General features: G+C 47.1%; 18 protein-coding genes. 9 read left to right on the top strand and 9 right to left on the bottom strand.

Annotated elements, in window-relative coordinates; genetic code table 11:
* Positions 1 to 26: 26 nt before the first annotated feature.
* A complete protein-coding gene (locus tag NST99_RS17240; RefSeq protein ID WP_038592247.1) occupies positions 27 to 914 on the top strand; it encodes a LysR family transcriptional regulator in 888 nt (295 codons plus the stop codon).
* A gap of 129 nt (positions 915 to 1043) precedes the next feature.
* Here the strand turns inward: NST99_RS17240 and NST99_RS17235 are convergent, their stop codons facing one another.
* Positions 1044 to 2216, bottom strand: coding sequence for an MFS transporter (locus NST99_RS17235; RefSeq protein ID WP_341093311.1), 1173 nt, complete (start codon positions 2214 to 2216; stop codon positions 1044 to 1046).
* A gap of 439 nt (positions 2217 to 2655) precedes the next feature.
* On the opposite strand from NST99_RS17235, the gene nrdI reads away from it, so the two are divergent.
* Genes nrdI through nrdF form a run of 3 tightly spaced genes read left to right on the top strand, consistent with a single transcriptional unit; the run spans position 2656 to position 6086 of the window.
* Entirely contained in the window at positions 2656 to 3015 is a 360-nt protein-coding gene (gene nrdI, locus NST99_RS17230) for a class Ib ribonucleoside-diphosphate reductase assembly flavoprotein NrdI (protein WP_038592234.1), read from the top strand.
* On the top strand, positions 3002 to 5086 hold the full coding sequence (gene nrdE / locus NST99_RS17225) for a class 1b ribonucleoside-diphosphate reductase subunit alpha (protein WP_341093310.1): 2085 nt from the start codon (positions 3002 to 3004) through the stop codon (positions 5084 to 5086). The genes nrdI and nrdE overlap by 14 nt, the downstream gene beginning before the upstream one ends.
* 40 nt (positions 5087 to 5126) lie before the next feature.
* A complete protein-coding gene (gene nrdF / locus NST99_RS17220; RefSeq protein ID WP_341093309.1) occupies positions 5127 to 6086 on the top strand; it encodes a class 1b ribonucleoside-diphosphate reductase subunit beta in 960 nt (319 codons plus the stop codon).
* A 93-nt stretch (positions 6087 to 6179) separates the two neighbouring features.
* On the opposite strand, the gene NST99_RS17215 is transcribed toward nrdF, so the two are convergent.
* From NST99_RS17215 to NST99_RS17195, 5 genes are all read right to left on the bottom strand, one after another.
* Positions 6180 to 8435, bottom strand: coding sequence for an excinuclease ABC subunit UvrA (locus tag NST99_RS17215; RefSeq protein WP_341093307.1), 2256 nt, complete (start codon positions 8433 to 8435; stop codon positions 6180 to 6182).
* 466 nt (positions 8436 to 8901) lie between these two features.
* Positions 8902 to 9942: an NADH:flavin oxidoreductase gene (locus NST99_RS17210; RefSeq protein ID WP_341093306.1), complete on the bottom strand. Its 1041-nt coding sequence runs from the start codon at positions 9940 to 9942 to the stop codon at positions 8902 to 8904.
* Between the two features lie 57 nt (positions 9943 to 9999).
* On the bottom strand, positions 10000 to 11028 hold the full coding sequence (locus NST99_RS17205) for an NADH:flavin oxidoreductase/NADH oxidase (RefSeq protein WP_341093305.1): 1029 nt from the start codon (positions 11026 to 11028) through the stop codon (positions 10000 to 10002).
* A gap of 82 nt (positions 11029 to 11110) precedes the next feature.
* Entirely contained in the window at positions 11111 to 11755 is a 645-nt protein-coding gene (locus NST99_RS17200; protein WP_341097676.1) for an SDR family oxidoreductase, read from the bottom strand.
* Positions 11756 to 11906: 151 nt separating this feature from the next.
* A complete protein-coding gene (locus NST99_RS17195) occupies positions 11907 to 12365 on the bottom strand; it encodes a MarR family winged helix-turn-helix transcriptional regulator (RefSeq protein WP_341093303.1) in 459 nt (152 codons plus the stop codon).
* Positions 12366 to 12541: 176 nt separating this feature from the next.
* Here NST99_RS17195 and NST99_RS17190 point away from each other — a divergent pair, with 176 nt between their 5' ends.
* Positions 12542 to 13249: an alpha/beta hydrolase gene (locus tag NST99_RS17190; protein ID WP_341093301.1), complete on the top strand. Its 708-nt coding sequence runs from the start codon at positions 12542 to 12544 to the stop codon at positions 13247 to 13249.
* Positions 13250 to 13347: 98 nt separating this feature from the next.
* Here the strand turns inward: NST99_RS17190 and NST99_RS17185 are convergent, their stop codons facing one another.
* The 3 genes from NST99_RS17185 to NST99_RS17175 form a co-directional block, all read right to left on the bottom strand.
* Positions 13348 to 14223 carry a DMT family transporter gene (locus NST99_RS17185; protein ID WP_341093299.1) on the bottom strand — a complete coding sequence of 292 codons (876 nt, stop codon included), beginning with the start codon at positions 14221 to 14223 and terminating at the stop codon, positions 13348 to 13350.
* A gap of 146 nt (positions 14224 to 14369) precedes the next feature.
* Positions 14370 to 15485: a sensor histidine kinase gene (locus tag NST99_RS17180; RefSeq protein WP_341093297.1), complete on the bottom strand. Its 1116-nt coding sequence runs from the start codon at positions 15483 to 15485 to the stop codon at positions 14370 to 14372.
* A 1-nt stretch (position 15486) separates the two neighbouring features.
* Positions 15487 to 16215 carry a response regulator transcription factor gene (locus tag NST99_RS17175; protein ID WP_341097675.1) on the bottom strand — a complete coding sequence of 243 codons (729 nt, stop codon included), beginning with the start codon at positions 16213 to 16215 and terminating at the stop codon, positions 15487 to 15489.
* Positions 16216 to 16407: 192 nt separating this feature from the next.
* On the opposite strand from NST99_RS17175, the gene NST99_RS17170 reads away from it, so the two are divergent.
* The 4 genes from NST99_RS17170 (at position 16408) to NST99_RS17155 (ending at position 20852) form a co-directional block, all read left to right on the top strand.
* A complete protein-coding gene (locus NST99_RS17170) occupies positions 16408 to 17283 on the top strand; it encodes an ABC transporter ATP-binding protein (RefSeq protein WP_341093295.1) in 876 nt (291 codons plus the stop codon).
* Positions 17280 to 18878 (top strand): hypothetical protein, encoded by a 1599-nt coding sequence (locus tag NST99_RS17165; RefSeq protein ID WP_341093293.1) that lies wholly within the window; start codon positions 17280 to 17282, stop codon positions 18876 to 18878. Before NST99_RS17170 ends, NST99_RS17165 begins: the two co-directional genes overlap by 4 nt.
* Positions 18875 to 19486 (top strand): DUF4097 family beta strand repeat-containing protein, encoded by a 612-nt coding sequence (locus tag NST99_RS17160; protein WP_341093291.1) that lies wholly within the window; start codon positions 18875 to 18877, stop codon positions 19484 to 19486. Before NST99_RS17165 ends, NST99_RS17160 begins: the two co-directional genes overlap by 4 nt.
* Positions 19487 to 19707: 221 nt before the next feature.
* Positions 19708 to 20852, top strand: a protein-coding gene (locus NST99_RS17155) for an IS3 family transposase (RefSeq protein ID WP_341092810.1) whose coding sequence is annotated in 2 segments (ribosomal slippage) — positions 19708 to 19981 and positions 19981 to 20852 — 1146 coding nt in all. Because the reading frame shifts where the segments join, the coding sequence is not laid out codon by codon here.
* Positions 20853 to 20926: the final 74 nt, after the last annotated feature.

Genomic DNA, 20926 nt, shown 5'->3' with positions numbered 1-20926 from the left:
AATATATTTCACAGGAGCTATAGACCATGTCTATGAACAATTTCGAGCTATACAAGGTTTTTTACTGGGCAGCCAAGACTGGAAGCCTGACCCAAGCCGCCAAATCCCTGTACATTACCCAGCCAAGCGTCAGTCATGCGATTAAGCAACTGGAGGACAGCTTCGGCCTTACCCTCTTCACCCGGAATTCCAAGGGCGTCGTGCTGACACCTGAGGGGGCCACTTTGTACTCCTATATTGAACAATCCCATATCCTTATCACCCAAGCCGAGAAGAAAATGGCCGAGCTCAAAAACCTTGACAACGGCGAACTGCGGATTGGCGGCAGTGATTCACTGTTCAAGCATTATCTGCTGCCTTTTATCGAAATCTTTCACCAGCGCTACCCTGGCATCCGGCTTCATCTGATCCACGGAACGACGCCGGAGGTCATTTCATATTTAAAAGAAGGCCTCGTCGATCTGGGCGTAGTGCGCATGCCGATTACTGATCCCCAGCTTGAGGTGCGGCAGGGACTTCAGCTGCAGGACTGTTTCATCGCGGGCAGCCACTATGCCGAGCTGAACCAGAAGGTGCTCTCGATTGAGGAACTGCTTCAGTACCCCATTATCCTCTTCTCCCGCAGCAGCCGTGCACGTATGGCGATTACGGACTTGTTTCAAGGCTACGGATATGAGCTGAAGCCCGAATTCGAGGTCGGCAGCGTTGGCCTGCTGATAGAGTTTGCCCGCAAAGGACTCGGCATTTCGTTCGTGACCCGGGAATTCGTGTCCAAGGAGCTGGAGGAAGGTTCTCTCTTCGAGATTCAACTGGATGTTCAGCTTCCCCCAGCCCGGGTGGGCATGATGACCATGCGCAACATGCCGCTGACGACCGCGGCCAGCAAGTTCATTGAGATTACTAAGGGAGATTGAAATATACATTGAGTATGATTGAATTTAAGATTTCCCCATTTTGGGGAGAACGTAAAAAGCCGCCATTTAGGCGGCTTTCTATTTGACCTTTATAAAAGGATCGCTCCAGCAGTTCCAAATGCGCTTGTCCTATCGAACCTTACGTTTGTAAACTATGTTAACCATTTCAGAAGATACCAGCATGATGCTAAAAAGAATGAGCAGAATAACAGGAACCATAATCATTCCCAATTGACTTGCAAATATCCCCATCAACGATGGGATAAGTGTTGAACCAGTATAAGCGCTTGCCATTGCAAGTCCAATGACACTTGGGGAAGCTATTTTGCCAAAACGTTCCGGTGTGGAATGAACAATACTTGGATAAATTGGTGCTCCGCCCAATCCTACAATAAATAGGGCACCTGCAGAAATCCAATAAGGGACAGGTAAAACAAGAATCAAAAGTCCAAAACAGCCAACGATTCCACCATATCTTATCAGGTTTTTACTGGATACGTTTGTCGACAGAAATCCTGATATGATTCTTCCAATAATAATTCCAATATAGAATAAGGAGGATAAGGCCGCTGCTGTGCCAGGAGAAACCCCTTTATTCCCAATAAAAAAAGATGCCATCCATAGACCAGCAGCTGTTTCCGAGCCATTGTAACAGAGCATGGTAACCATGGACATTTTCACCCCTGGGATTCGCAAAGCCTCCCTGTTACTGACAAGCTTCTTTTCATCGCTTCCCTCTTCTATTCTTCCCTTCTCAAAAATCTTCCATAAAGACAAAGAGGCCAATAATATCACTGCTATAGTAAGCAGAAGTAAGCCTACTGTAACGTATCCTGCACGCCAGTTGTTATCACGGTTCAGCCAAAACGACATTATAATTGGACCCGTAAATGCTCCAATTCCCCAAAAACAATGTAACCAGCTCATATGCTTGGCTTTGAAATGCAGTGCTACATAGTTACTCAGTGCAGCGTCCACGGAACCTGCTCCCAAGCCCAAAGGAATAGCAAGTAGAATTAGAAATATGAAATCTGATGAAATAGAGAATCCAAGCAAAGCAATAGTCGTAGAGAGTATACTGAACAAGGTTACCTTCCCCGTACCGTATCTGTGCAACAATCTGCTGGCAAATAAACTCGATATTACCGTACAGAATGAGACTATTAACGATATATAACCTGCCATTTCCGTTGTAGCACCAATATCGTCTTGCATAATGGGCCAAGCGCTGCCTAGTAAAGCATCTGGCAATCCCAGACCCATAAATGCGAGATAAATAATCATTAGTAATAACGTAACCATCTTTAGGGTTCTCCTCTATTGGGGTATTTGTAATCTGATCCAACTTCAAATCGAAACACAAATATAATAATATTGATATTCTTTCATGGGATCTTGCTATATTTTGATTGATTATAGCAATATTCAGTCAACGGACCGTATAAAGACCAGATAATAAGGTAATGGGTAGCCCCCTTACAAACGTGTCAGCTACTTCAGAAGTGGAAAAGTGCTTGCACCGCCTGAAGTTATGGGATTCCGCTCCTCTAGCAAAGCGCTTACTAGTCGGATTTATAACGAATAAGGCGGTTTGTCAATATTGACTTTCCAACATATAGTGATTAAAATAAACAACGCACACTAAATATAGTGTTAATATGATTTTTCAGTATTTAAAACTAAGCAATTCAATCTTTACAATTTTAAGAGTAGTTTCAATATTTACAGGGGGACTGACACCATGCTAGTCGCGTATGATTCAAAAACAGGAAACGTCAAACGCTTCATCGGCAAGCTGAAGCTGCCGGCTGTGCAGATTGAGGAGCATATGACGATTGACGAGCCCTATGTGCTAATTACATATACCACCGGCTTTGGACAGATTCCAGAGAAGGTGTCTGCTTTCTTGGGGAATAATTATGCCAATCTGAAAGGCATTGCTGCCAGCGGCAATAAGAACTGGGGCAAGCTGTTCGCAAACAGTGCAGACTTGATTGCAGACCAGTACAATGTGCCGGTTATCGGTAAATTTGAGTTATCGGGTACATTTGGCGATGTGGAACGAATTAAACAGGAGGTGAGCCGGGTTGCGGCATATTGAACTGAATAACATGTTAATGAAGCGGGACGAGAGCGGCTTCTTTCAACTGGACAAAGACCTTGAGGCAGTAGCCGAATTTATGCGGGATGTAGAGCGGCGGAGCCTGGTTTTTGCAAATACAAAAGCTAAGGTCGATTACATGATTGAACAGGATTTCTACGAGAACTTTTACGGGCAGTACAGCGTAGAGGAAATTGAGCAAGTCTACCAGATCGCCCATAGCTACAACTTCAGCTTCCCTTCCTATATGGCAGCTTCGAAATTCTACATGGACTACGCTGTAAAAAGCAATGACCGCAAGCAATATCTGGAGCACTACCCGGATCGTGTGGCGGCAGTCGCCCTCCACCTGGGACGCGGCAACGCCGATACTGCCGGAGTGCTTGCCCGTTCGATGATGGAGCAGCGTCTGCAGCCGGCAACTCCTACCTTCCTGAATGCCGGTAAAAGCCGGCGTGGAGAGCTTGTCTCCTGTTTCCTTATCGAAATGGACGACTCGCTCAATTCGATCAACTACGTGCTCAATACCTGCATGCAGCTGTCCAAGATCGGCGGCGGTGTGGCAGTCAACCTGTCCAAGCTGCGCTCACGCGGGGAGACGATCAAGGGTGTCGAGGATGCAGCCAAGGGCATCATGCCTGTGCTCAAGCTCATGGAGGACGGCTTCTCCTATGCTGATCAAATGGGTCAACGCAAAGGCTCAGGAGCAGCCTACTATAACATTTTTGGCTGGGATGTCCTGGAATTCCTCGACAGCAAGAAGATTAACGCCGACGAGAAAACAAGGCTTAAAACTCTGTCCATTGGGCTGATCATACCGAATCGCTTCTATAAGCTGGCGAAGGACAATGAACCGCTGCATGTATTTGCCCCATATACTGTGTACAAAGCCTATGGCACACATCTCGACGATATGGATCTGGATGACATGTACGATAAGCTGCTGGCCGATCCGCGTGTCAAGAAAAAGAAGGCCATGAGTGCACGCGATATGCTGACCAAAATTGCCATGATCCAGCTGGAATCCGGCTACCCTTATATTATGAACAAGAGCAACGCCAATGCGGCCCATGCCCTGAAAAATGTCGGACAGATCAAAATGTCCAACCTCTGTACCGAAATCTTCCAGCTCCAGGAGACCACCGAGATTGCCGATTACGGACAGGAGGATACCATCCGCCGCGATGTAAGCTGTAATCTGGCTTCCCTGAATATTGTCAACGTGATGGAGCACGGCAAGATCCGTGAATCCGTACATGAAGGTATGATCGCCCTGACTGCCGTCAGCGACATGACCAGTATCTCCAATGCCCCTGGCGTAGCTAAAGCGAACAAAGAGATGCACTCTGTTGGTCTAGGCGTCATGAATCTTCACGGCTATCTCGCGAAGAACAACATCGCTTATGAAAGCGAGCAAGCCCGCGACTTTGCCCGGACCTTCTTCATGACAATGAACTTCCACTCCCTGGAGAAGAGCATGGAGATCGCTGCTGCAACCGGCAGATCTTTCCATGGCTTCGAGGCATCAGACTACGCCACCGGCGTTTATTTTGAGCGTTACCTGACAACGGATTACCGTCCGGCTACACCAAGAGTGCAGGAGCTGTTCGGGGATATGTATATCCCGTCGCCTGCAGACTGGGAACAATTGCGGGATGCAGTAATGTCTAACGGTCTGTACCATGCTTACCGCCTGGCGATTGCGCCAACAGCCAGTATTTCCTATATCCAGAATGCCACTTCGAGCGTTATGCCGATTGTGGAGCAGATTGAGACCCGGACTTATGCCAATTCAACCACATACTATCCGATGCCGTACCTGCGGCCGGACAATGTGTTCTTCTATAAATCGGCTTACCAGATGGATCAGTTCAAGGTCATTGACCTGATCGCGGAAATTCAGCCTCATATCGACCAGGGCATCTCGACCGTGTTGCATGTCAACAGCGATGTATCCACCAGGGAACTGGCCCGCTCCTACCTGTATGCAGCACATAAAGGACTGAAGTCGCTGTATTACACCCGGACCAAAAAGCTGTCCGTCGAGGAATGCCTCACCTGCTCGATCTAAATGGAAGGCTATTGCCGTAAAAAAAGGAGATTGCACGATTATGAGCGCTATTCAAGCCGTTAACTGGAACCGTCCCGACGACGATTTCTCATTGATGTTCTGGAATCAGAACATTATGCAATTCTGGACGGATGATGAAATTCCATTGTCCGATGATAAAATGTCCTGGCTCACGCTCAGTGAGCGGGAAAAGGACTCTTATATGAAGGTGCTGGGCGGACTGACACTGCTGGATACGATTCAAGGAGGGGTCGGCATGCCCCAGATTATGGAGCATGTTGAAGGCCTTCAGCGCAAGGCCGTGCTGGGCTTCATGGGCATGATGGAACAGATTCACGCCAAGTCGTACAGCAGCATCTTCACCACATTAGCCTCCACAGAGGAGATAGACAGTGTATTCCGCTGGGTGGAAGAGAACCCGTACCTGCAGTTCAAGGCGGAGACCATATCACAATATTACAAAAATATAGACTCGCCTAAAGACCTGTATCTCGCTATGGCGGCCTCCGTGCTGCTGGAGAGCTACTTGTTCTACAGCGGCTTCTTCTATCCGCTGTATCTGGCCGGCCAGGGTAAAATGACCTGCAGCGGTGAGATCATCGACCTTATTTTGCGGGATGAGAGCATTCACGGGGTATATGTCGGTGTGCTCGCGCAGGAAATCTTTGACGGAATTGCGGAAGACGAGCAGCGCGACCTGCATCAGACACTGGTAGGATTGCTCCGCCTGCTGCATGAGAATGAAGAACGTTATACGGAGCAGATCTATGCTCCCATCGGACTGGTGGACGAGGTTAAGACCTTCCTCAGATACAACGCTAACAAAGCGATGATGAATCTGGGCCATGATCCTCTGTTCGACGAGGAAGAGATCAATCCGATTGTTCAGAACGGCATCAGTACCCACACCAAGCAGCATGACTTCTTCTCGAAGAAAGGCAACGGATATATCCGGGCGCTTAACGTGGAACCGCTGAAGGATGAAGACTTTCAATTCTAACCTCATATGTAACTAACAATACCGCCCTTTTCGAGGGCGGTATTGTTAGTTACCATCATCTTAAATTAATTCGTTAACTCTTCCGGCCATTAATTACATCAGGTATCTTCCCGTGATCGACTGCTCCGCATGGATGATCTGCAGAGGTGTACCTTCGAACACAACCTGGCCGCCCTTGCTGCCTCCATCCGGTCCCATATCAATGATCCAGTCCGCTTGGCTGATCACATCGAGGTTGTGCTCGATAACAATCACCGTATTGCCGGTATCCACGAGGCGGTTTATGATCTCCAGAAGGTGACCGATATCTGACATGTGCAGGCCGGTCGTCGGCTCGTCCATCACATAGATACTGCCCTTCTTATGCAGCTCGCTGGCCAGCTTGATGCGCTGGCATTCCCCGCCTGAAAGCGTGCTGAGCGGCTGGCCGAGTGTAATATAATTCAGCCCCACATCACTCATCGCCTGGAGCTTTCGCACAACCTCTTTTAGCTTAAAAAACGCCAACGCCTGCTCCACATTCATCTCCAGCACTTCTGCAATTGACTTGCCGTTCAGCTTGTACGCGAGCACCTCTTCTTTGAATCGTCTGCCTCCGCATACTTCGCAGGGCAGCTTCACGCTGTCGAGGAAGGCAAGGTCTGTGTACACAACACCCAGTCCCTGGCAGTTCTCACAAGCCCCCTTGGAGTTGAAGCTGAACAAGCCTTGATTCACCTTGTTCGCGGATGCAAACGCCTTACGCACATCATCCATTATGCCTGTGTAAGTCGCGGGATTCGAACGTGTTGACACTCCTATTGCCGATTGGTCGATGACGATAGCGTCAGGATGCTGACTGAGGAAGACTTCGTTAATCATCGTGCTCTTACCGGAACCGGCAACACCCGTTACTACTGTCAGCACTCCGGTTGGAATATCTGCACTCACGTTCCGCAGGTTGTGAAGTGTCGCCTCCTTGATGGACAGCTTACCGGAAGGCTGCCTGCACTCTTGCTTCAACTGGAGCGGACGTTTCAGATGTGTGCCTGTCAGCGTACCGGCTTCCAGCAGGCCTTGGAAGCTTCCTTCATACACAATGCTGCCGCCATGGCTGCCGGCGTGAGGCCCGACATCGACGATATGATCCGCCACCTTGATTACATCGGGATCATGCTCGACAACAATCACAGTATTGCCCTTGTCACGCAGCTTCTGCAGAAGTTCATTTAACAGGTGAACATCACGGGGGTGCAGACCCACGCTGGGCTCATCGAAGATGTAGGTGACATCCACAAGACTGCCGCTTAGGTGCTTAACCATCTTGACGCGCTGTGACTCGCCGCCGGATAAAGTATCCGTTTCACGGTCCAGCGTTAAGTAATCAAGTCCGATATCCACCAGATGCTGCAACCGCTCCGTCAGCGACTTGACGACCGGCACGGCGACAGGGTTATCAATCTCACGAATGACGCGGATGAGGTTCCCGGCCTCCATGGAGGATAGCTCCGCAATATTGAGACCATTGATCCTGCAGCTGAGCGTAGCCTGACTGAGTCTCGCACCGTGGCAGCTGGAGCAAGGCCCCTCGGAAATATACGGCGCAACAGCTTTCTGTGTGCGCTCGGACTTCATCTTCACATCCTGCTTGATGTATTTATTGGTGAACTTCTCAATGACGCCTTCCACTGTAATATTTGTTGCCTTGCCGGCGAAATCCATCTTAACTTTTCTTGCCTTGGCGTACAGCAGCTGCTCCAGTTCCTCTTCCGAATAATCGCTCAATTTCTTGTCGAGATCGAAGTCTCCTGACTGCACGATCATGTTCCATTCCCAGCCGTTCACTGAATAGTCCGGCAGCAGAATAGCCCCTTCATGGAGCGACTTTGACTTGTCCAGCGCCTTGCTCATGTCGACGCCAAGCCGACGGCCAAGTCCGTTACATTCGGGGCACATACCTTGCGGATCGTTAAACGAGAATATGTGCGCTTGTCCAACATAGGGCTGGCCTACGCGGGAGAAGAGAAGCCGGAGAATGGGAGAAATATCAGTAATCGTGCCTAACGTGGAATGGGATCCCCCACCCAGCCGCTTCTGATCCACAATAACAGCCATGCTTAGGTTCTCAATCGCATCTGTATCCGGCTGCGGAACACGGGGCAGAAAATTTCGCACGAACATGCTGAAGTTCTCGTTCAGCAATCGTGTGGATTCTGCGGCGATCGTATCGAAGACGATCGATGACTTGCCGGATCCGGACACCCCGGTGAAGATCGTGATCTTCCGCTTTGGAATGCGCAAGGATACGTTCTTGAGATTGTTTTCCCTCGCACCCGAAATTACGATATACTCCTGATTCGATTCGCTCATGACAAACATCCCTCCGGGTAGTGTTAATTTCTATTTATATTCACATTGTACCATTCAACGTGTATAGATAGTCGGACAGCCCGAACTTCCACCCGTGTCCCCGTTAATTTAACATTTGGGGGCTGCATATTCTGTTACATGGATTGACGAACAAAAGAAAAACAAACAAAAGACCGGTATAATACCAGTCTTTTGTTTTCTATATTGAACTTGAGAATATACATTTAGGGAAAAGTGGCGGAGGGGAATTTGGGAACTGGAGGAGCGATAGCGCCCGCCTGAAAGCTTTCCGCAGGAAAGCTCGCTTCGGAAGCATGGGCAAGGTTGGATTTCTACCGCGATTCGCGGCTAAATTCAGGAAATCCAAATCTAACAGCGGCCGGAAGTCTAAACATTCACTGTAGTCACGGCCAATCCCAAAATAGAAGAATTATAAGTTCAATCTATATAGAGGTTTATTTACCGATCAATAAAGAGTTTTGAGTGCTTCAGGAGTAAATGGAATCAATTCATCCAATTTCCCATCCCGAATTTTACTGACCCATGCAGGGTCTACAAGCAAGGCTCTACCGATAGCAACCAGATCGAATTCTTGATTTTCGAGCTTTTGAACCAATCTCTCGATACTTGCATTCTCTGCACCTTTTCCTTCGGTGAAAAGAGTCATGAAATCACCATCAAGGCCAATCGAACCCACAGTAATAGTTGGTTTGCCTGTAAGCTTCTTAACCCAACCAGCAAGATTCAAGTCAGAGCCTTCAAATTCCGGTTCCCAGAAACGACGTGTCGAGCAATGAAAAATATCCACTCCAGCGTTAACCAAAGGTTGCAGAAATTGTTGAAGCTCGTCGGGTGTTTTCGCTAATTTGGCTGTATATTCCGTTCCTTTCCACTGTGAGATGCGCAGCACGATGGTAAAGTCGGGACCCACGGCTTGGCGGCAAGCCCGGATGACTTCTTCCGCAAAGCGGGTACGTGCAATCATGCTGCCTCCGTAACGATCTGTACGCTCATTAGTTTTCTCCCAAAAGAACTGGTCAATCAAATAGCCGTGAGCTCCATGGATTTCAATTCCATCAAAACCAATGCGCTTGGCTTCAGCTGCCGATTGTGCAAAAGCATCAACGATGTCACTGATTTCGGACTCGGAATAATCATTGACGTTGCCCCGTGCACCCATGTGCCAGATTTGAGGGATAATTTTGCCGCCGGCTTCATGAACCTCAGACACAACATTTGCCCAGCCATTCAATGCTTCTTCACCATAAAAGAAAGGGACATTCTCCTGATTTGATGCATCCGCATGATCAATAACCGTGCCTTCTGTTACGATCAGACCCACATTATTTTCGGCTCTCCGGCGATAGTATGCAGCAACGTCTGCTCCAGGAACCCCATTGGGCGACAGATTCCGGGTCATTGGCGCCATTACTGTCCGATTAGACAGATTAAGATTTCCTAAAGTAAAGGGACGGAGTAATGGTTGTACTGATTCGGTATTAAACATCATAAACCTCCTAAGTTTTTTTCGTATTAAACCCATTAATTTCTCGACAAATCGGGCTTAGAATCCAAATCCACTAGTATACTGTTTAGGAATTGCTGTTTCTTTTCTCAGCTTTGATGCAGCTTCTAAGGCCCAATATGGATTTCTCAGCATTCCTCTTCCGACAGCAATCAAATCTGCCTCTTCATTTCCTATGACTGCATTCGCCAAAATTGGATCATCCAATCTTCCAACAGCGATCACTGGAACATCGAGTGCTTGTTTGATATCTCTAGCGAGCGGTACTTGATAAGCTGCGTGAGTTCCTGGTCTGCCCCATGCAGCAATAGCTCCCTCGCCACCTGATGAAACATCAAACATGTCTACTCCTGCATCTTGATATTCCTTGGCAAAAGCAAGGCTTTCCTGAAGCCCATAACCACCTTCAACGTATTCTTTAGCTGATATACGCATGATTAGTGGCATGTCCTCCGGCATCTCGGCCTTTGCAGCCTGAATGACCTCCCGGCCAAATAATGTAAGATCTTTCCCATATTCATCGTCCCGTTTGTTCGTAAGCGGAGAATGAAATTGATGGATCAAATAGCCATGCGCGCCATGAAGCTCGATAGTATCGAATCCAGCCTGGACAGCTCGAGCTACAGCAGTGCGGAATTTCTCAACCATTCCTTTTACTTCTGCGGTGGTAAGTGCCCGGGGTTGTTTAGAATTTTCATCAAAAGCGATAGCTGACGGGGCTACGGGAACTTCAGCATCTTCCGCCTTGCGTCCAGCGTGCGCGATTTGGATTCCCACTTTGGCACCGTGACTATGACAAGCATCTACAATCCGTTTCAGAGCCGGAATCTGATCATCTGACCAAAGACCAAGATCGAAATCGGAAATGCGCCCATCGGGCTCCACATCAGTCATTTCAATTATGATTAAACCAGTTCCGCCTACAGCACGGCTAACATAGTGCATGTAATGCCAATCTGTGGAAATTCCATCTTTATTGTCGACGGAGTATTGACACATTGGAGGCATCACAACACGGTTTTTCAAATTTAAACTTTTAAAAGAATACGGACTAAACAAATCTTTCATGGATAAACGCTCCCTTTTGCTCTTATATGTTAAAGTTATCATGCATGCGCAAGCATGTATGTACTTTCAGGTTATGGTTTTTTCAGAACTTTTGCAATGCATCAGGAATCGGATCATAACCAGAAATCAGATCAAAAGCACGCTTATAGGTGTGCTTCTTTTCCAAAGCAGCCACAATGGTACGTGCTACATCTTCACGAGGGATACTGCCAACAGTGATATTCTCCGCAGCAGACACTTTTCCCGTTCCTGGTTCATTCAACAAAATTCCTGGACGTATAATCGTGTATGTCAGACTGCTGCTTTCGAGCACTTTGTCTGCATAATGCTTAGCTGCGTAATACGGTAGAATATTCTGGTGCCAGTTGTCCCGGTTATTCGCCTGAATTGCACTGACCATGATGAATCTGTCAATGCCTGCTTTTTCAGCAGCTTCAATAGTTTTTCCTGCACCGTCCAAATCAATTAACAGTGTTTTGTCATCACCCGTTTTTCCACCTGATCCAGCCGTAAACACAATAGCGTCACAACCCTTGGCGGCCGTTGCAATGGAGTCTACTGTCCCTTCCAAATCCGCGAGAACAGTTTCGACTCCCTGTTGTACAAATGCATCGGCTTGTTCTTTATTCCGTACCATCGCCCGGACGGTGTGATCTTTGCTTTCTTTCAACAGTTGAATAAGGTGCTGTCCGATTTGTCCATTCGATCCGACCACTAACACCTTGATAGCTACCCACTCCTCATCAGCTGAATTGAATTACAGTAACAATAAATAAGCATGCGCATGCATATAATTTAACGGATGAAAATAATTATGTCAAGTCTTATTCCTAAACTTAACCATCCACTCAACTCCAATAATAAGATCTCTGCACGGGTCACAAAAACAATTTTTTCGTGAGATTCTCTACTTCTGTATTAAATCCCTCTTTTTTCAGTTCTGTTTGTAAGACCTGATGAAAGGTCTGAAGTGCCCGCTGGTATTTATTCTCGCCTAACTCTGTAATTCGAGTATAAATACCACGCCGATCATCCTCACATATATGTCTTTCTAAAGCACCACATTTTTCAGCTTCCATTCTTACTACGAGTCTCGATGTAGCACTTTGACTTAGTCCCACAAGTTCTTGAAGTTGCTGTAGCCGTAATTTTTTATCCCCGGAATTGGTTATAAAATTTAAAACATAAAACTCCTTCAAAGATAAATTATAATTGTTCAGCAGAGCTTGTTCTAACTTTTCACTTAAATTTGTATTGATGCGGGACCAAGACAACCATACATCCAAAAGTTCGTTTTCATGTTGCAAGCTTAGATCACCACCTGTTTTTAAAGTCATTCGACATAGTTGCCTAATTGTATCAATCTAAATTGAAATGGTCAAAACTATGATTTGAATAAAGCAAAAAAAGGGACGCGTGATCATCCACGCGACCTGCTACTTCAATTATATCCTTAATTAACTATTAATTCATGGTATAATTGCTATTAATATTTTACAAAGAAGGTAATGAAATGATGAAGCAGGAATTGAAAATTGAGGGCATCCCAGCAATAGTATGGGGTGAGAAATCAAACAAACTATTTATTGCTGTCCACGGTAATATGTCCAACAAAGCAGATGATGCGATTGTTATCTTTGCTGAAGAAGCATCGGCACGGGGGTATCAGGTCCTTAGCTTTGATTTGCCTGAGCATGGTGACCGCGAAGAAGAGAAATACGCTTGCAAAGTTCAAAATTGTGTTCATGATCTTGAGATTATCATGCGTTATGCACAAAATCTATCGAATGACATCAGTATCTTTGCTTGTAGTATGGGGGCATACTTTAGCTTGCTTTCTTACAACAAGTTACCGCTTAAGCAGTCTCTGTTCCTTTCTCCAGTTCTGGATATGGAGCGAATTATCAAAGGTATGATGACATGGTTCAACGTAAGTGAAGAGAAATTAAAAGCTGAAAAAGAAGTTTCCACCCCTATCGGACAAATACTTTATTGGGATTATTATCAATATGTTAAATCACATCCTATCAATACATGGAAAAGTCCAACTGCAATTCTTTATGGCTCAGACGATAACTTGTGCGAGTTTGACGTAGTCTCTGCTTTTAGTGATCGGTTTCACTGTGAACTGGGCGTGATGGAGCATGGCGAACATTATTTTCACACCAAAGAGCAGCTGCAATTTTTCAGACAGTGGCTGCAAGAACATATCGCCGAATGATCTTCCCACTTAGGAATATGAAAAAGAGCCCTGCATAAGGGCTCTCCTACTCCGAAAGGAATGTGCACTTCATACATTCGAATGGAGTTTCCTAAATACTATTTTTTCTCGTTGATAACAAATAGAACACCTGTGAGAATTAGAATAGAGCCGATCCAAAACGCTACAACTATGTTCTCTCCTAGAACAAGCCATCCAAGTAATGTTCCAACCAGGGGTTGAAAGAAGAAAAATATTCCTCCACTTGAAGCGTTAAGCATTTGTAATCCACGATTCCAAAGTAGAAATCCGCCTGCTGTTGAAACAATACCCAAATATAAGAGTCCTCCCCAAATCGTCGGGTGAGCCAGTTGAGAGATACTAATCTCGTGTAACCGCGGCAATACAAAAGGAGTCAACACGATTAAGGCTACTAAGATGGAATAGGTGGTTACCACAATTTGTGAGTAATCACTTGGCAAACGTTTTACAAGTACAGACATGAGGCCCCATGTTAATGCAGCAATAAGCAGGGCAATACCTCCAAGTGTACTGGATAAATTCACATCACCAATTCCAACAATGAGAAGCACCCCAATTGTCGCTAATAAAACAGAGATTCCCTTTTTTAGTGTCAACTGTTCTTTAAGAATAAGGCGAGCAAAAATAACCATGAATGCTGGGGTTGAAGAAGTTATAATGGCTCCCATTTGTGCTGTGGATAACATGGTACCAGTTTCCTGTGCAACAATTGAAATCGTATTACCAATGAGCCCAATAGCTACGATTAAGATAAAATAACGTTTCTCAATTCGCCAGTTCTGTCGTGTGATGAAGCCGATAACTAGAAGTGCAACAATGGCTACTAAATATCTCATCCATACAAGTTCTAATGGAGGTATGACCGATACTACAATTTTAACAACAACGTACATACCGCCCCAGATCATGGAAGCTAAAGTTAAATATAAAGAACCTAATAAGGTGTTTTTCATCTTTTATGTCCAAAACATCATATTCACCCCTATTCAATTTTATCCGTTTGTCCGAAGTCAGCTAATACTGCTCATGGAAGTTCCGGGTTTGATACAGCAACTTATTTTTTCATATCTTGTTTAAAATTTCAACTGATCTCTCAAGCTCAAGTAGACTTTTCATGCTCCCGGACAGGTAGACGGATATGAAATGTGGTTCCTTTACTTACTTCGCTATCTACAGTCAGGAAGCCCCCGTGTGCGAGGATCAGGTTTTTTACAATAGCCATACCTAGTCCTGTTCCCAGCTTATGGGAGCTGCCTTTTGCTCCGCGGTAATATTTTTGAAACAGATTGTTCAGCGTATCTTCGTCCATACCAGTGCCATTGTCGGAAATCATGATATTCGCACTTTCCTCCCCTTCCCGCCGCACAGTCACGTGAATGGCAGTGCCTGCCGGATTGTGAAGTACAGCATTCATCAGCATATTCTGCAATGCCCGGTAGAGCACCTTCTCGTCGGCAACAAGCTCCAGCGACTCTATCTCTGCCTCCAGGCTCAACAGGTAGGACACCGCTCTCGGATCATTGCCAACATCGGCAATCAGCCGCTGCAGGAATCCGATCAACTCCAGCGTGCCAAAATGCATGGGGAAGGAGGCATGATCCTCATTCATCTGAAAAGAGAGGTTAATGTCGCTGATCAATTCCTCCATATGCAGCCCTTTGGACTGGATTTCTTGCAGAAATGTCCGCTGTTCATCCGCGTTCCAGCTATACTCCTCGTTCAGAAGCAGAGCTGAGTATCCCGTGACATACGTTAACGGTGTTTTGAGATCATGCGAGATGCCGGCCACCCAATCTTTTTTGTTATCTTCAAGCTTGCGGCGTTCGAGTTCGGACTGCTTCAGGCTGGCGGACAGCGACTCGATGTTCACAATCAATTCACTGTACAGCCGGTATCTGGATTTGAGTTTCTGGTTCCGTTTGAAGATGCTCTGTGCCGCAGGCGGAGGTTCGAAATTCCCGCCCGATAAGGAAGCAATCCAAGACATCATGAATCTTAACGGACTCCCGAAATACCAGCCGAACAGTACGCTGCATCCGGTAATATTAAGTACAAATACCGCCAGAATGTACAGATCATAATACTCCTGCCCTTCCAGAAGGCCCAGCAGAGGAAACAGCACATCCACGGTAATCATCATGGTAATGCCGAGTCCAAGCATCCAGGCAATTAATCCGATGGCAAAATGGACACTGAACCGAAATCCCGTTTTCATCTCAGGTTCCCTTGACCGGCGGCACAAATTTATAACCGATCCCTCTCAGGTTAATGATCAGCTCAGGGGCTTTCGGATTGTCATCCAACTTTCTCCGGATCTTGGAAATATGAATAGTGACTGTTTTCTCATCGCCATACCCGGGGCTGCCCCATACCAGTTCATAGATTTGAGAGGTCGTATAGATCCGGTTCGGGTTCCGGCAAAAGAAGCTGAGCAGCTCCAACTCCTTGGCCGTACATTCCACAGTCTGTCCATTCACGATCAATGCGGCGTCCGCAGGCCTCAGAATAAAACGCCCGTAATTGTATTCTTTGTCCCCGGTACCTTCCGAATTCCCGTAAGAAGAGGCTTGGGTGAGATTCTGCCTTCTGAACAAAGCTTTGATCCGGGCAATGACCTCAAGCGGATTAAAAGGCTTCGTAATATAATCATCCCCGCCGATCCCGAGCCCGGTCAATTTATCAAAATCACTTGCGCAGGAGGTGATAAAAATAATAGGTGTGTCCGTATGCTTGCGGATCTCACGGCACAGGTCAAAGCCATTCACATCCCCCAGCATTACATCCAGCAGGATCAGGTTATAGGTATGATTTTTCACGAAAAATAATGCTTGTTCCCCGGTTGAGCAGCTTGTGATGTTATGGTAGCGCTCTTTCTTCAACGAAATCTCCAGCAAAGTCAAAATCCCCAGCTCATCATCGACCAGTAGAATTTTCTCTGCGTTCATATTGTCATTCAGCAACAGTATTTCCTCCCTGAGTGCATAAGTACTCTCTCAGTTTATCATTCCTTTTGGAATTTCTCTTCCCTGCTGTTTCCTTTTAACCGCAATTTTGCTTTGTTTTTACTTTTGTGGGCTAATCTTATGTTACGCCGCCAAGGAATGGTATGGCAATTGGATTGTGACGGAGGAATAGAGATGGAACTACAGATTGAACAGGTATCGAAAAGCTACGGCGCAAAGCAGGCCCTCAGCGGCATTACCTTGAAGCTCAAACAGGGTGTGACCGGACTGCTTGGCCCCAATGGTGCAGGTAAATCCACATTAATGCGGATGCTAGCGACTATTGAGAAACCCGGTCAAGGGAGCATCAAATGGAACGGTGTGGATATTGCCAGACAGCCGCAGGGTTTGCGGAAGGAGCTGGGATATTTGCCACAGGATTTCGGTGTGTATCCGAATCTGACCCCGCTTGAATTTCTGGAATACATAGCGGCAATGAAAGGCTTATCCGCCCAGTCTGCCCGGTCACGAATCAACGAACTGCTGGAAATCTTGAATCTCTCAAATGACCGGAAGAGATTACTCGGCGGGTTCTCGGGCGGCATGAGACAGCGGGTGGGCATTGCCCAATCCCTGCTTAATGATCCGTCGCTGCTCATTGTCGATGAACCTACGGTCGGGTTGGACCCCGGTGAAAGAATTGGGTTCCGCAATTTATTGTCCAGCTTATCGGGGAACAGAATCATTATTTTATCCACACATATCGTGACCGACATTGAGTCCATCGCTCCCTCCATCGCTCTGATGGCTAAGGGACGGCTTGTCAAGCATGCGGCACCGGAGAACTTGATTCAGAGTGTGGAGCAGAAAGTCTGGAACTGTGTCTTGCCTGCCTCCGCCCTGCCGGACATGCAGGCCAAATACACGATAAGCAGCGCCATTCAGCGCAGCGACGGCATCCACACCCGGATCGTTTCTGATCTGCGCCCCAGCGCAAACGCCACCCTGCTGCCCGCTTCACTGGAGGATGCGTACCTGTATACAGTGTCCTCGTTAGGAGTTCAGCCATGATCCGAACGCTCTCTGCCTACTTTTATTTAATCAAAAGCAATTTGAAAAGTCAGATGCGCAGCTATTCCTTCCTGCTCGTCATAGGAATCAGTGTGTTTGCCGGCTATGCCTGCGTACCGGATGCTGCTGCCGGGTATGAAATCTTTTATATCGGCGGAGTCAGAGGGATCTATAACTCGGCCTGGCTGGGCGGGCTTGCGGCAATGCTGTCCACAATGATGCTTTGGCTATTCGGTTTTTTCATGCTTCGAAGCCAAATATCGGGAGATGTGCGCCTGAAGCTCGGGCCGTTAATTGCCTCCACCCCTGTCCGAAAAATCAGGTATATCGCTAGTAAGGCGGCGGCCAATTTTGTGGTAATGCTGGTGATTGGAGCTGTCTTGCTGGTGGCCTTTATGGCCATGCAACTGCTGAGGGCAGAAGATTCCCAACTCCGGCTGATGGATTATATGGCTCCCTTTTTTTATTTAACCTTCCCCTCCCTGTTTTTGCTCTCTTCTTTAACCGTCCTGTTTGATGTGTTTCCCGGTTTGAAGGGAGTTATGGGAAATGTGCTGTTCTTCTGCCTATGGATCGCTATCGGTGTGATGTCCATTGCCGCGCCAAGCGATTGGGGGGATTTGTTCGGCATCAACGGTATTTTGAAAACGATGGCCCATAGTGCAGCTAAGCATTATCCTACCCTCTCTAGTATTGAGGAGAGCGGAAGCTTTGGATATTATCCGACACAAGGCCCGATCTCCACGTTTGTGTGGGAAGGCGCAGCATGGGATCATTCGCTTATCCTAATCCGGCTAGTCTGGATAGCTGCGGGTATAGTAGGTGTCGTCCTCTCTGCCCTGCTATTTCGGCGTTTTGAAAACTCGGAAAGCTCATCCAAAGTTCATCCTCTACTTGCTTCGGGCAAGGAAAAAACAACACCTTTGCCGCTTGCGCGCATAGAACACAGTGTCTCGCTGAAGCTGTCTCCAGCAGTAAAAGTGAAGAGTGCAAGGTTGCCCGGGCGGGTCAAAGCCGAGCTGAAGCTTATGCTGAAAGGCATGTCCCTGTGGTGGACGCTGCCCGCCATAGCGCTCATTTCGGGGCCTATGCTGATTACGTCAAACTCCATAAACAACTGGCTGCCCTTTATTATGATATGGCCTCTTGCTTTATGGTCGCAGTTGGGTACGCGGGATAAACATAATTTTACCACTGAACTTATCTTGTCCAGCAGTTCGCCGCTGGTGAAGTGGTTGACGGAATGGCTCTCTGGCGTCCTCATCACCTTGCTGTTTTCGACAGGTGCAATCACCCGCTTTATCGTGGAGGGTCAGATGGCTTCCCTGTTGGCTTGGGGAACGGGTATCCTCTTTATTCCGACTTTGGCGCTTGCACTGGGCACATTAGGCGGCTCAAAGAAGCTGTTTGAGGTTATTTATTTGCTCTGGTGGTATGTGGGACCGCTCAATCATGTGCCCTCACTTGACTTTTTGGGGATATTCGAAAGGAACACTGCGCTTTATCTCATGTTGACTGTTCTTTTATTCGTTGCAGGCATAACCATCCGGCTCTTACAGACCGGTAATTTATCAATAAGAAGGAGATCCATATGACAAAATATAAAGGCAACAAATGGTTTGTCCTCATCGCGGCAGCATTCCTGATCCTCGTACTTGCGGGCTGCGGGGACAAAACCGTGGAGAAAACAGCTTCTTTCGAGGGCTCCAGGGTGCAGCAGATTGAAGTGAAAACTGAAGGACAATCCATTAAGGTGAGCCGTTCCAAAGATTCAGAAGTGAAGCTCCGTATGAAAACGAATGGCGGGCTGCCGGCGGCGCTGGAGGCGGGTGTGCTTACCGTTAACGTTGAACCGGCATCCGGATTCATCCATTTAAAGAATGAGACCGTATACCTGGAGCTGCCGGAACAAAGCTTTGAATCCATCCGTTTGGCCACAGCTTCCGGCAATATTACCTTTGAAGGCGAGGGACAGACAATCATGCTGGACGCTGATTCAGGCAATATCACCGTCAACGGTTTCACGGGGGAGATTGATGCATCTACCCAAACTGGCAAGATCAATTTAGGCATCGAAGCATCCACAGAGATTCACACGGATGGCGGCGGCCAAAGCCTGAAGGGCACGGTAGGCATAGCTAATACGGAAGCTTCTACACTGAGTGTACACTCAGCTTCAGGTAATATAAATTTGGAGAAGTAGATAGCCTCCGATAATCACCTGTTTATTCCGATGGCAGTTCTTCCATGGGCCAATCGGTCTGGAAATTAGTTATATTGTGTTCTTGGGAATCGTTTAGTTGGCAGTCTAAAAGCCCCCGTCTTTAACGGGACTGACCCCGTAACGTGAGACATATCAAAACACCTTCAAGAGAATGGAACCCTGTCGTAAGATAGGGAGATAATCTTGGAGGTGTTTTTGCGTTGGCAACTAGAGTGAGTTACCCGGTAGAATTAAAGATGAAAGCCATCGAGATGAGATTGGCAGGAGTTCCGGTAAGAGAGGTAATGGAGCAACTCGGAATACGGAACAAGACACAGTTAAAGACATGGATGAGATGGTATCGAAAAGGCGAAGTACATCGTCTGGAGCAGCCCGTGGGTAAACAGTACAGCTACGGAAAAGGTCCAGAACACTCTACGGAGCTAGAAAAAGTAAAGGCGGAGAACCGATTCTTAAAGCAGCAATTGGACGTGCTAAAAAAGTACAGGGAACTGGAAAGGGGGTGGAACCACAAGTCGTCATTGCCTGGATCGAGTCCATTCGAGAAGAAGTAACGGTGACTGAGGCCTGCGCATGGCTTGGGATTGCAAGAGCCACCTACTACCGCTGGAAAGCAGCCGTAGAAACCGAGCGTTCAGATGCTACAGTAGAGAAGATAAGGCAGGTTTGCGCACAGCATAAATTCCGATATGGGTACCGGAAAATCACTGCACTCCTTCGGGCAGAAGAATCCATAAACCACAAACGTGTTCAACAGATTATGCAGCGTGAAGGGCTACAGTGCCGCGTAAGGATGAAGAAACGCAAGACCACGGGGCAGCCCGCACATCCAGTAGAAAATCTGCTAAAGCGGCAATTCCATGCAGAGGGGCATCTGCAAAAGCTCGTCACGGACATTACCTATTTACCGTTTGGAGGCAAGATGTTGTACCTCTCGAGCATTCTGGACCTGTACAATGGGGAGATTGTGGCTTACAGTATAGCGGACAAGCAAGACACGTCTTTGGTTTTGGATACGCTGAATCAACTTCCAAAACGGGCAAATATGCTGCTTCATAGCGACCAAGGCAGCGTGTACACGTCTCAGGTGTACCAGGCTGCAGTAAAAGGAAAAGGCATTACCATGAGCATGTCCCGCAAGGGAACGCCCGCTGATAATGCCCCCATCGAATCGTTTCATTCCACCCTAAAGTCTGAAACGTTCTACCTCGAAGATCTCACGTGTACAACGACGGCAATCGTTGAACAGACCGTTCGAGACTACATTACTTACTATAACTCAATTCGAATTCAAGCGAAACTAAATAACCAGTCGCCAGTGGATTTCCGGCGACTGGCTGCTTAAACTTGCAAGGTGTTTTGATCCCTGTCTCATGTACGGGGGTCAGTCCCAACTTTAAGACGAGGGCTTTCTTGTCG

The sequence above is a fragment of the Paenibacillus sp. FSL L8-0470 genome (assembly GCF_038008625.1).
Lineage (GTDB): Bacteria > Bacillota > Bacilli > Paenibacillales > Paenibacillaceae > Paenibacillus_AQ.
This window is presented reverse-complemented; position numbering and strand designations above follow the sequence as displayed.